Source organism: Chitinibacter sp. SCUT-21 (assembly GCA_041874755.1).
Classification (GTDB): domain Bacteria; phylum Pseudomonadota; class Gammaproteobacteria; order Burkholderiales; family Chitinibacteraceae; genus Chitinibacter.
Genome location: CP102611.1, coordinates 1,811,151 through 1,822,784, shown reverse-complemented (window position 1 = coordinate 1,822,784; position 11,634 = coordinate 1,811,151). Strand labels below are relative to the sequence as shown.

Below are 11,634 nucleotides of genomic sequence, written 5' to 3'. Positions count from 1 at the left end.
AATATGTCAAATTACTTTACTCAAATGCCAAAACAGCATGTTTTAGTCACCGGCGGAACCGGTTTTATTGGCCGCGAATTAGTCAATCAACTATTGGCGGCTGGGCATCAAGTCACCATTTTGAGCCGTAAACCAGCGCAAGCCTTGCAATCATTTGGCCAAGCGCCACAACTGGCTGCGGTGGCTGATTTTGCGCAAATCGCAGCAGATGCGGCGATAGCTGCAGTGGTGAATTTAGCCGGCAGCCCCGTGGTTGGTCCACGTTGGAGCGCAGCGCGCAAGCAAGTTTTACGCGATAGCCGCGTCGGCACGACGCAGCGCTTGAATGCTTGGCTAGCCCAAGCGGCGCACAAGCCCGCTGTCTTGGTGAATGGCTCGGCCATTGGCTATTACGGCTGCCGAGGCGACGAGGCGCTGGATGAAAACGCCGGCACACAAAATGAATTTATGTCCGATTTATGCCGCGAATGGGAAGAGGAAGCGGTCAAAGCCGAAGCCTTTGGCCTACGCGTCGTGCGGCTGCGCTTAGGTTTGGTTTTTGGCCCTGGCGGTGCATTTCCAAAGCTCTTGCTGCCTTTCAAATTCGGCGTAGGCGGCCGAATGGGTGATGGCCGCCAAGTCATGAGCTGGGTGCATCGCAACGATGTGTTGGCGGTGATTGCTCGTGCCATCGCCAATCCAAATATGAACGGCGCTTACAATATGACCGCGCCCAGCGCGCCGACTCAAGCCGAATTTGCGCAGCTTGCAGCCCAACTATTGCATCGCCCAAATTTAATGGTGACGCCAGCGTGGCTGCTTGAGTTGCTGATGGGGGAAATGGCAGCCTTGTTTACCAAAGGGCAACGCGTGGTGCCAAAGCGATTGCTCGATGAAGGTTATCAATTTGAGTTTGCCACGCTGAAAGCGGCGATTCAGGAAGATTTATCGCACTAAATCTGACCTAGGGAATAGGTGGCGCGGAATTGCGGTGAGCTAATAAGTCTTGCCATTGCTTATCGTGCGCCAGCTGAACAATCGCTTGATTCAAAAACCGGTGCAGGCGTACTTGTGATCGAGCGACAAATAAATGCCGATAGACCTCGCTTCTGGGTTGTTTTGCAATATATAGCCATTGGTCTAATTGCGGCAGTTGTTGGCGGTAGTAGGGCAGCGCAATGGCAGGGATGAACGCTGCGTCTATTCGTTGCAATTGTAGTTTTTTTAAATTGCTCAGTGCAGATCCAGCGTCTTCACGACGGATCCGCCCAGCCGCAATATCGCGTTGAAAATCATCCAACTGGCGCCCAAGTACCGAGCCCACCGTTAAGCCATACAATGATGCGGGCCCGTTAAAATTAATGGGCTTATTGCGATGGCTGACGACCAAATTAATGTCGTGCATATACGTATCGGTCCATAAATATTTGCTGCGCTCCTGATCTAAAAAGAACTGGGGACTTGCCCATACCACCACACCTTGCCAATCGGCTTGTGAAAGAACTGTCAAATCTAAGCGCCGCCGCGGCAAATACGTGGGGACGAATTGATATTGCCCTTTCGATTTTTTGCTAAGCCAATCGGCAAGTTTTTGCGTCAAATTATCGGCTTGTTCAAGCGCAAAAGGCGGCTCGTCGTAATAGGTGTAGAACGGGATCGTCTGGCTGGCGTGGACAAATTGGCTCCATAGGTAAAATAGAACGAAATACATCAAGCATTGTATTTTGCCTATTACGCGCACCGTGAGTCCGCAGCGTTTTGTTGCTATTAGCATGGTCACGGCAGACGCTCCCCTGAGGCGTGCTTATCTGTATGAGCTAGGTATTGGTTTAAACACGACTGTAGTTTTTCAAATTGCACTGGTTTACTAATAAAGTGATTCATCCCCGCAGCTAAACAGGCTTCTTCATCTTCACGCATGGCGTTGGCTGTCATCGCGATAATGGGTATCTGATGATTGCGTACCGAGCTTTGGGCGTCGCGAATCTGAAGCGTTGTTTGTATGCCATCCATTTCGGGCATTTGCATATCCATTAGCACTAAATCATAGTCACCTTGAGTTAGCATTTGCAGCGCCTCTAGGCCATTTTCGGCGCTATCGGCATTGATACCCATCCGGATTAACATGGCCTGCGCAACTTTGCGATTGATTGGGTTATCTTCAACCAGCAACACCCGCGCTGGCAGCGGCGTAATGGTGTTAAAAGTGCTGGCAGGTGGTGTTGTGATGGTTTTTCCCGATAGAACTTGAGTCAGAGTGGCGTGAAGGCGACTTAATTTGATTGGTTTATTGATAACCGCAGCTAGGCCGCACGAAATGGTCTGCGCCTTGCTGAATTCTAAGTGTGGACTCATTAAGACAATGGCGGGGTGATTTGCTAAGCGGCTAATTTGCTGAGCAAGTTCGAGACCCGATTGCGGCGCTAAAGTTTGATCGAGCAAAATTAAATCGATTTTGTCCGTGGGCTTTGCTTCTAAGAGCGCAAGCGCTTCTTGTCCTGATGAAGCTAGGTGTGACTGACAAGCCAGTGTACCGAGCATCACGGCCAATTGCGCCCGGCAATAGGGGCTGTCATCGACAATCAGAATGGACGAGCCCTGCAGTGATTCAGGCAATCGAAGGGGGAGCGTTTCTCGATCCGCTATTTCTAGTTGCAGCTCGACATTAAACCAAGTGCCATCTCCAGGCTCGCTGGCGAGCGTGAGGCGCCCCCCCATGAGTTCAACCATTTGGCGGGAAATCGCCAAACCCAAACCTGTGCCGCCATAGCGCCGGCTGATACTGGCATCGGCTTGGTGAAAGGCTTGGAATAGCTGCGCTTGTTGCGCAGTAGCTATCCCAATACCACTGTCGCGTACACTGATCTCCAGTTGCAGTCGTTGCTGATCTTGGCTCTGCACGTGCAAAATCAGTGCCACGTCGCCGCTGGCCGTAAATTTGATGGCATTACCCAGTAGATTGATCAAAATCTGCCGCAATCGGGTTGGATCTCCCAGAACAAAATCGGGGAGCGCTGGATCAAGATCGCACAAGAACTCCAATCCTTTTTCTTGTGCACGAATAGCGAGTAGATCGGTGATTTCTTCGATTAATTGTCTTAAATTAAATTCAATTTTCTCAAAGCTCAGTTTGCCGCTTTCGATCTTTGAGTAATCCAAAATATCATTAAGCACCGTGAGCAAAGCCTCGGCGCTGTGGCGAATGGTGTTGGCGTATTCGTATTGAGATTCAGAGAGCTCAGTGTCGAGTAGCAGTTGGCTCATGCCGATCACGCCATTCATCGGGGTGCGAATTTCATGGCTCATATTGGCGAGAAAAGTGCTTTTCGAGCGAGATGCCGCTTCGGCAGCGTCCCGCGCTTGTTTTAGCTGCTCACCCATTTGATAGCTGCGTTGGTATGCGCTCTGCAATAACCAAGCGGCCACGGCTAAAAAAATAGAGCCAAACCAGCCCATAAGGCGGAAAAACAGCAACCTGATTTCCATCGGCGCCGCTGTAGGGTGTTTTTGCACTAAATACCAGCTTCCGCCAGGCACAGAAATCGACACCCCGACAGTTGATTTATCTTGCTGCAGCGCGGTATTGCCCCAGATCACCTTCCCTGTTTGCCCGCCCGCGTCTTTGCCTAGCAATAAGTACGTCTGACTCGATGCTGCATTCAGTCCGACCGCATCAAACAATTGGTGCATATCGAGCACAGTGCTGATCATGCCCCAGTATCGCCCGGGATTACTGAAGACAGGGACGCGATAAATCAAGCCTTCACCGCCTTGTGCCAGCTTAACTGGCCCAGCGAGAAAGGGTTTGCCCGTTTTAATCACGCGCTCGACAGCGGGCCATTGCAATTTATTCGCCGGATAATAAAGGCCGAGGGCTTTTTCATTGCCTTTGAGCGGATACACATAGCGTATGCGATTATCAGGTGCGACCCCGATATTGCGAATGTGATGTCCTTGCGCAAATAGCGTTGCCAGCATGTGATTGAGTTGGGCTTCATTGAGCTGCTGCGGCGCAGAGCGTATATAGGCCTCTAAACCGGAGGCAAGATAGAGCGTCGACGATAGCTCTGCCTCGATTCGGGCGCGCAAAGCGGTGACTTGGGTTAAAGATTGTTCGTAGACAAGTTGATTGGATCGCTCGTTTTCCTGCCGGATACCCCATTCAGTCGCGAGCAGACCGGCTAATAAAATCGCCAGAGGTAAGCCTTGTGCTAAGCGGAAATAAAACGTACGCATATCAAGCCAGAGTGCTTATACAGGCTTAAATATAGTCCTTGAGCGCCGACCTGCTAGCGCAAATTCAAGCGTTTACCGAGCAGGCATACCCAAAAGTATGCAGCCAAGGGGCAAACAGACTTGGTGAGCTAGGCTTTTGTTGCGCAGCAAGAACTGATTTTTTCTAAACTTAAGTTTCGCTTAACACAAGCTTGTTTAAATACACTGGCAGTACTTCACAACGACTCAGGAGTTTGATGATGAAATTAATCGCTTTGACCGCAGTAGCCGCGCTGACTTTGTCTTCTCTGACTTTCGCTAGTGCCAATTGCCCCAAATATCCGAAAGACCAATGGATGAAAGAGGCGGATGCGAAAGCCAAGATCGAAGGCATGGGTTACAAGATCAAGAAATTTAAAGTTTCAGGCGAATGCTATGAAATTTATGGCCACAACAAAGAAGGCAAAAAAGCCGAGGTTTATTTTGATGCTAAGAATCTGAATATCATCAAATCTGAAATTGATTAATAAGTAGGTATATGTTGGTAGGCATTGTTAATCAGTGCCTATATTCATATACCCTTTTATTTGAAAGGTGAGTTCAATGGATAAGATTAAGGTTTGGGATCCGTTTGTACGGGTTTTTCATTGGAGTTTGGCCGCGGCCGTTTTGATCAACTTTCTGAATGAAGGCGGCGATACTTGGCATCGCTGGGAAGGTTATGTTGCGGTTGCCTTGGTCGTGAGCCGGATTATCTGGGGTTTTGTTGGCAGTAAATACGCGCGCTTTAGCGAATGGTTTCCAACGCCGAACCGTTTGATACCGTATGTGAAAGGGATGTTGCAAGGTGAGCATCCACGCTATCTCGGGCATAACCCTGCGGGCGCAGTGATGATGCTGTTTTTGCTCACCATGGTGCTGGGTATGGGTGTAACGGGGTTTATGATGGGCACCGATGCGTTTTGGGGTGAAGAATGGTTGGAAGAATTGCACGAAATCATGGCGTATACCCTGTTAACAGGCGTAGGCTTGCATGTGCTGGCCGCGCTCATTGAAAGCCGCCGTCATCAAGAAAACCTACCGGCTGCGATGATTCATGGTTATAAACGTCTACCTGATGGGGCAATTGAGTTGTCCCAAGCGCAGCCTGCTTTGCTAAAGGATACGCAAAACTAATGCGCTTATTATTGGTTGAGGACGATGTCTTATTGGGTGAAGGCGTGCAAGATGGCTTGCTCGACGCTGGTTTTGCCGTAGATTGGCTGCAAGATGGTGAAGCCGCGCGTACCGCCTTAGCGACCAACTTGCAGTTTGATGCCATCGTGCTTGATATTGCCTTGCCTCGGCTAAATGGTTTGCAACTGCTGGCATGGCTGCGCACCCAGCCGCCATTGAAAGAAATGCCCGTCTTGTTGCTCACCGCCCGCGATAGTATTGATGATCGAATAGTTGGCCTGAATGCCGGCGCCGATGATTATTTGGTCAAGCCCTTTGCCCTAGGTGAGTTGGTGGCGCGAATTCATGCGCTATTGCGCCGTGCTCAAGGGCGCAGCGCCAATGATCTGGTGTGGCGCGATTTACGTCTCGACCCGAGCAAACAAACGGTCACCTTGCATGGTGAGCCTTTGCTACTCACCGCGATGGAGTTTCGCCTGCTGCACGTATTACTTGCGAATGCGCCTAATTATTTATCGCGTGCCCAACTGGATGACAAATTGTACGGCTGGGGCGGCGATATTGAGAGTAATACCTTGGATGTGCATTTATCGCATCTACGCAAAAAACTTGGCAGCGACGCGATCCAGAACATGCGTGGTCTAGGTTGGCGCATGGGCGTGGCCGCCTGTGAGGCTGAATAAATGAAGCGTTTGGCGCATTGGATGAGTCATTCGCTGCAATCGCGGCTCACCGTGTTGATTTTGCTGGCGACCTTGCTAGCGTGGGGCGTTTTTAGCGCGGTCCTGCTGTACGAGGCGCGCAAAGAAACCACGGAATTACTCGATAAGCAGCTAAGCGCCTACACGCAAATGCTGTGGCAAAACCTGGGTGACGAGGATGATTTAAACCCCGCCCCGGCAGAAAAAAACCATCAGCATGTGCGGCTGGCTTTTACGCTGTATTACGGGAATGGCACTTTGCAAGCCAGCAATATCAGCCCGACTTTTCCGTTTCAAGCCGGTGCAGCGCCGCAGATGCGCAATATTCGTTTGGGCGATCAAGAGTGGCGTATTTGTATTCGCCAAGATCAACAACGGCAGCTGATTGTGGGTGAGCCCGTCTATAACCACCGCAAAATTGCCAATGAAATGGCTGAGCATTTAGGCGAAACCGCCGCTTATGCCTTGCTGGTGCTGCTGCCGCTCTTGCTGCTGGCGATTTCGCGTGGTTTACGACCTCTGCAGTGGGTTGATCGGGAGTTGGCGCAACGCGCGCCGAATAATCTCAGCCCGCTCGATATCAATGTACCGTGTGAAATTGAACCGCTGCGCCAGCGTTTGAATGATTTATTCGCACAATTGACCGACACCATGGCGCGTGAGCGCCGTTTTACCGCCGACGCCGCGCACGAATTGCGCACGCCATTGGCGGGCTTGCGGGTGCAAATCGAATTGGCGCAACACAGCCCGCGCGAGCAAACGCGGCAAAAATCATTGCAACGCGCGCTAGAGGGCGTGGATCGTACGACGCGTTTGGTGGCGCAATTATTGGAAATGTCGCGTCTTGAGCACGGTGAAGCACCTGTGATGGCGCCGGTGGATTTGGCCGCGCTGGCGCAAACCGCTTTAGACGAAGCAGGCTTGCCTAGCCAGGCGCCGCATTTAGTGTTGGAACAGCCGGCAATAATTATGGGGCATGCACTGCTCTTGCAATTATTGCTGCGCAATTTATTGGACAACGCGCGTCGTTACGCGGGTGAGCAGGCGATGATTGGTGTGGCGGTCGTCGGCGAGCGCATCGTCGTGTTTGACGACGGGCCTGGCGTGAGCGAAGAAACACTGGCTCGCTTGGGCGAGCGCTTTTATCGCCCGGCTGGGCAAAAAGAGCTTGGCGCAGGCTTGGGCTTGTCGATTGTGCTGCGTATCGCGCAATTGCACCTAGCCACTGTGGAATTTGCAAATCGCCCAGAGGGTGGTTTTCAGGTGGGTATTCAATTTAAGGCTATATGAGGAAAGATCTGGTGAGCAATACACCCCATACGCATAAGCATTTCCCCGAGGGCGAACAACACGCGCACCCGCACGACAGACCCGGCGGCCATAATGCCAAGCACGATCATCACCATGACCATAGCCACCACCATCACGACCATGGTGCGCCCACTTCGCAAAAACGGCTGATGATTGCGCTAATCGTCACCTTTGGCTTTGCTTTTGTCGAACTGGCTGGCGGCTTTTGGTCTGGCTCCTTGGCCCTGATTTCCGATGCCGGGCATATGATGACCGACAGCGCCGCCTTGCTACTGGCCTTGATTGCCAATGTGATCGGTCAGCGTCCGGCGAATGCGGCTAAATCCTACGGTTACGCGCGTGCGGAATTGATTGGCGCGTTGATTAATAGCGTAACAATGATGGCCTTGGTGGTATGGATTATCGTCGAGGCGGTGCAGCGCTTACTAAACCCTGAGCCGGTCAACGGTTTGGGTGTGATGGTGATCGCGGTGATCGGCTTGCTGATCAATATTATTTCCGCATGGCAGCTCTCGCACGATCATGACAACCTCAATAGCCGCGCGGCTTTAATCCATGTGTTGGGAGATTTATTGGGTTCGGTGGCGGCGATTGCGGCCGGTGCGGTGATTTACTACACCGGCTGGAAACCGATCGACCCGATTTTATCGATTGCGGTTTCGCTGCTAATTTTGCGCTCAACATGGGCGCTGCTGAAACAATCGACACATTTATTAATGGACGGCGTACCTGACGGCTTAAACTTGGAAGCGGTGGCGAACGAGATTTCAGCCACGCCAGGTATTCGTGAATTGCATGATTTACACGTCTGGAGCATCGGCGGCAAACGCACCGCATTATCGGCACATTTAATCATCGATGATCCCGCCGCATGGCCGCAGATGATTTTGCAGCTCAATCAAATGTTGGAAGAAAAGTATCACATTGACCATGTTACCTTGCAGCCAGCTTGGGTTAGTGAGCACGAAGGTGAAAAGATCCCGATGATCCGAATCTCACATTAATTAGGGCGGCGTGGTAGCATTTCGTTTTTGCTTTGGGGAAACACCATGCGCTTGGCGCTATTGACGTTGATAATGTGCGCGAGTACGACTTCCGTGGTCTTTGCTCTAGAAAATGCACCGACAGGTAATTCGGGCGATGGTAGCAATTTAAAAGAAATTCGTGAGTGGGTTGATGGCAAGCCTCCCGTGCCGACCGAAGCCGCATTTACTTTGCCAAGCGTTGCTAATCTCGGTAATTGGTCGGTGTTTCATTTTCCTCAGCAAAATATTAAAAATACTTTCATGATTTCGCTCGATAGCATTAGCGTCGGCAGCGACAATATCGTGCGTTATGCCATGGCGATTAAGCCGGCCGAGGGTAATGTAACGACCTTGATCTACGAGGGGCTTGATTGTGAAACGAATCAATATCGTCGCTACGCAAGTAGTACGTCAAAAAGCGAATGGCGCGAGTTAAGCTCCAAAGATTGGAAACCAAACCGGAAAAATGGCCACAATGCCTGGCAAGGTTATTTGGCGGATGAGTTTTGTACTTTGAGCTCGCCGCATAAACTTGAAAGCATTAAAAAGAATTTCGGGAAACCGATTCAGCAAAGTGAGTGCTACGATTGCCAAGTGAAATAAGGCGTTAAATTCTAGCTTTCACTGCCTGCACCGCTGCTGAGATTGGTGTGGCCCAATCCAGCAGCGCATGTTGGCGTAAAATACGGATCGACGCATACCAAGGGCTATCACTGCGCTCACCTTGCCAGCGCCAATCGGCATCATGACGGCATAGCAAAATGGTTGGAACGCCCAAGGCGCCCGCTAAATGCACTGTTGCAGTACACGCGCTGATCACCAAATCCAAATTTTGAATATACGCCGCCGCATCCGCAAAATCTTGCCATTGCGTGCTGTCATCACGCAGCTGAGCGGGGGCTGCAATCCTGTATTGCAGATTGCACCAAATGACCTGGTCTATCGCCAGCAAGGGGGTGAGACAATGGCTGGGAATACTGCGCCAACGGTTATCGACTTGTTGCGGATTGCCTTGCCATGCCAACCCAACTTTAAATCCCTTTGGTAGCTGATCGCACCAAGCTTGCACCGCTGCTGAGTTGGCGCGCAGATACGCTTGGCCGCTGAGCGTTTGCTCGGTGATATTGAGTGCGAACGCTACACTCATCATCGGAATATGGTGGCTAAATCCTGCATGATGGTCCAGTTCGGTGATGAACTGAATTTTTTTATCAAAACTATCGGTGAATAAACGCAGTAGCGCTGCAGGAATCAGTACGCTAACTTCGCTGAAATGCTGTAATAAACTAGGAAAGAAGCGGGAAAATTGTAATATATCGCCAAAACCCTGTTCTGCGATGACTAATAATTTCGCATTGCCAGAGACCGCTTCTCCTGACCAGCGCGGCAGTGCGGTTTGCGGATAGGGTTTATGCAGGGCCGCCCAGCGTTTTTCATAGCCCGCCCAACCACTGAGCCAGTTTCCCTCATATAAATCGAGCGTACCTAAGCTGTATTGGGATAAAGCGTGTTCAGGATTGCTGGCCAGCGCCAATTGATAATAGCGCCGCGCAAGATCGTGGCGATTTTCGCGTCGATACAGACGGCCTAGGTTATGTAGTGCATCGGTGTGTTGCGGGTTAAGTGCCAGCGCGGCGGCAAAGTGCTGGTGCGCTGGGGCAAATTGGCCAAGATTGGTCAATAAGGTAGCCAAATTGTAGTGCGCCTCAATATGCTTTGGGTTGGCGTCGAGTGTCGCGCGGTAGTGCTCAGTGGCGGCAATAAAATCATGCTGAACCAGCGCTAGATTGCCCAGATTGTATTGTGCGTCGGCCCAGTTAGGTTGCCAGTACAAAGCTTGTTCATACGCGACTCGGGCTTCGTCGTAGCGGCCCAGTTGCTTTAATATATTGCCGTAATTCAAATGCAATGCAGGGGCATCAGGCGCGAGTTGTAGTGCCTCAAGCATCAGGTGTTGGGCACTGGCCCAGTCCATTCTTTGCGCTGCAGCGCGGGCCATTTGTGCTAGCTGGACTGGGTCTTTCACTTTATCACCTATGTATTTGTTTAAAGCCCAATTTGAGTATAGCTTGTAGCCCGATACCCATTAGGAAATAACTAGATTATCGCGATGGATCAGTTCAGCTTCGTCGATATAACCCAAAATCGCTTCGATCTGACCGGTTGGGTGGCGCAGAATACGGCTGGTTTCTTGCGAGCTGTAATTAATCAGCCCACGTGCAATTTCCACACCATTGCTATCAATACAACTCACCACTTCACCACGCAGGAATTCGCCTTCAACGGCGCTCACGCCAATCGGCAATAAGCTTGACCCACCTTGTTTGAGCGCGCGCACCGCACCTGCATCCAAAGTCACTCGACCCTTGAGCTGCAAATGATCGGCAATCCATTGCTTTTTAGCCGCTAGAGGCGAGGTATGAGCAGTCAGTTGCGTGCCTATCGCTTCGCCAGCCGCAAGGCGGGTGAGGACTTCTTGCTCACGACCGCAGGCGATAATCGTCGCGGCACCACTGCGCGCAGCGCGTTTGGCAGCGATGATTTTGGTGTACATGCCGCCGGTGCCAACGCTAGAACCGGCGCCGCCGGCCATTGCTTCGAGTGCCTCGTCGCCTGCCGTGGCAAAGCGCACCAAGGTCGCATCAGGATTGCTGCGTGGATCGGCAGTGTAAAGCCCGGTTTGGTCGGTGAGGATGACCAGTGCGTCGCCTTCGATCAAATTGGTGACCAAGGCGCCTAGCGTATCGTTATCACCAAATTTAATTTCGGCGGTGACGACGGTGTCGTTCTCGTTAATGATAGGAATCACGCCCAATTGCAATAGCGTCAATAAAGTTGACCTTGCATTTAAATAGCGGGTGCGATCAGATAAATCTTCGTGGGTTAGCAAAACTTGGGCGCAAGTTAAGCCGTATTCTTGAAAGGCCGCTTCATACGCGCGGCACAAACCCATTTGCCCAACGGCTGCGGCAGCTTGTTTTTCGTGCACGGCGGTTGGCTTGCTACTCCAACCCAGTCTAGCCACGCCTTCGGCAATCGCGCCGCTCGACACCAAAACCACTTGTTTGCCTTGGCGGGCAAGCTCGGCAATTTCTTTGGCCCAACGGCTCAGGGCCGTGTGATCTAAACCCTTACCATCGTTGGTAACAAGGCTGGAGCCGACTTTAATAACAAGGCGTTGCGCGCTAGGTAACACAGTGCTGGTCATGATGATTGTTCCGACGGTA

Annotated in this window: 11 protein-coding genes; 7 read left to right on the top strand and 4 right to left on the bottom strand. The window is 51.4% G+C overall.

The annotated features are described in order from the left end of the window. Positions 1-3: 3 nt before the first annotated feature. Positions 4-936 (top strand): TIGR01777 family oxidoreductase, encoded by a 933-nt coding sequence (locus tag NT239_08540; protein ID XGA69846.1) that lies wholly within the window; start codon positions 4-6, stop codon positions 934-936. Between the two features lie 7 nt (positions 937-943). Here the strand turns inward: NT239_08540 and NT239_08535 are convergent, their stop codons facing one another. Both NT239_08535 and NT239_08530 read right to left on the bottom strand, forming a co-directional pair. Then, positions 944-1,690: a transporter substrate-binding domain-containing protein gene (locus NT239_08535; protein ID XGA69845.1), complete on the bottom strand. Its 747-nt coding sequence runs from the start codon at positions 1,688-1,690 to the stop codon at positions 944-946. Between the two features lie 65 nt (positions 1,691-1,755). After that, entirely contained in the window at positions 1,756-4,215 is a 2,460-nt protein-coding gene (locus tag NT239_08530) for a response regulator (GenBank protein ID XGA69844.1), read from the bottom strand. Between the two features lie 236 nt (positions 4,216-4,451). On the opposite strand from NT239_08530, the gene NT239_08525 reads away from it, so the two are divergent. The 6 genes from NT239_08525 to NT239_08500 all read left to right on the top strand — a co-directional run bounded on the left by NT239_08525 (position 4,452) and on the right by NT239_08500 (position 9,010). After that, complete coding sequence (locus NT239_08525) at positions 4,452-4,721, top strand: PepSY domain-containing protein (protein XGA69843.1); 270 nt, start codon at positions 4,452-4,454, stop codon at positions 4,719-4,721. Positions 4,722-4,797: 76 nt separating this feature from the next. Then, entirely contained in the window at positions 4,798-5,370 is a 573-nt protein-coding gene (locus NT239_08520; GenBank protein XGA69842.1) for a cytochrome b/b6 domain-containing protein, read from the top strand. After that, the gene (locus NT239_08515; GenBank protein ID XGA69841.1) at positions 5,370-6,053 is read left to right on the top strand and encodes a response regulator transcription factor; all 684 of its coding nucleotides are present in this window, start codon (positions 5,370-5,372) and stop codon (positions 6,051-6,053) included. The genes NT239_08520 and NT239_08515 overlap by 1 nt, the downstream gene beginning before the upstream one ends. Further along, positions 6,054-7,361: an ATP-binding protein gene (locus NT239_08510; GenBank protein XGA69840.1), complete on the top strand. Its 1,308-nt coding sequence runs from the start codon at positions 6,054-6,056 to the stop codon at positions 7,359-7,361. A gap of 11 nt (positions 7,362-7,372) precedes the next feature. Then, entirely contained in the window at positions 7,373-8,386 is a 1,014-nt protein-coding gene (locus NT239_08505; protein ID XGA69839.1) for a cation diffusion facilitator family transporter, read from the top strand. A gap of 45 nt (positions 8,387-8,431) precedes the next feature. Continuing rightward, entirely contained in the window at positions 8,432-9,010 is a 579-nt protein-coding gene (locus NT239_08500) for a CNP1-like family protein (GenBank protein XGA69838.1), read from the top strand. Positions 9,011-9,014: 4 nt separating this feature from the next. On the opposite strand, the gene NT239_08495 is transcribed toward NT239_08500, so the two are convergent. Together NT239_08495 and proB are read right to left on the bottom strand one after the other, a co-directional pair. Next, positions 9,015-10,433 (bottom strand): tetratricopeptide repeat protein, encoded by a 1,419-nt coding sequence (locus NT239_08495; protein XGA69837.1) that lies wholly within the window; start codon positions 10,431-10,433, stop codon positions 9,015-9,017. Positions 10,434-10,493: 60 nt separating this feature from the next. Beyond that, positions 10,494-11,615, bottom strand: a complete 1,122-nt coding sequence (proB, locus tag NT239_08490) for a glutamate 5-kinase (GenBank protein ID XGA69836.1) — start codon at positions 11,613-11,615, stop codon at positions 10,494-10,496. Positions 11,616-11,634 lie beyond the last annotated feature (19 nt).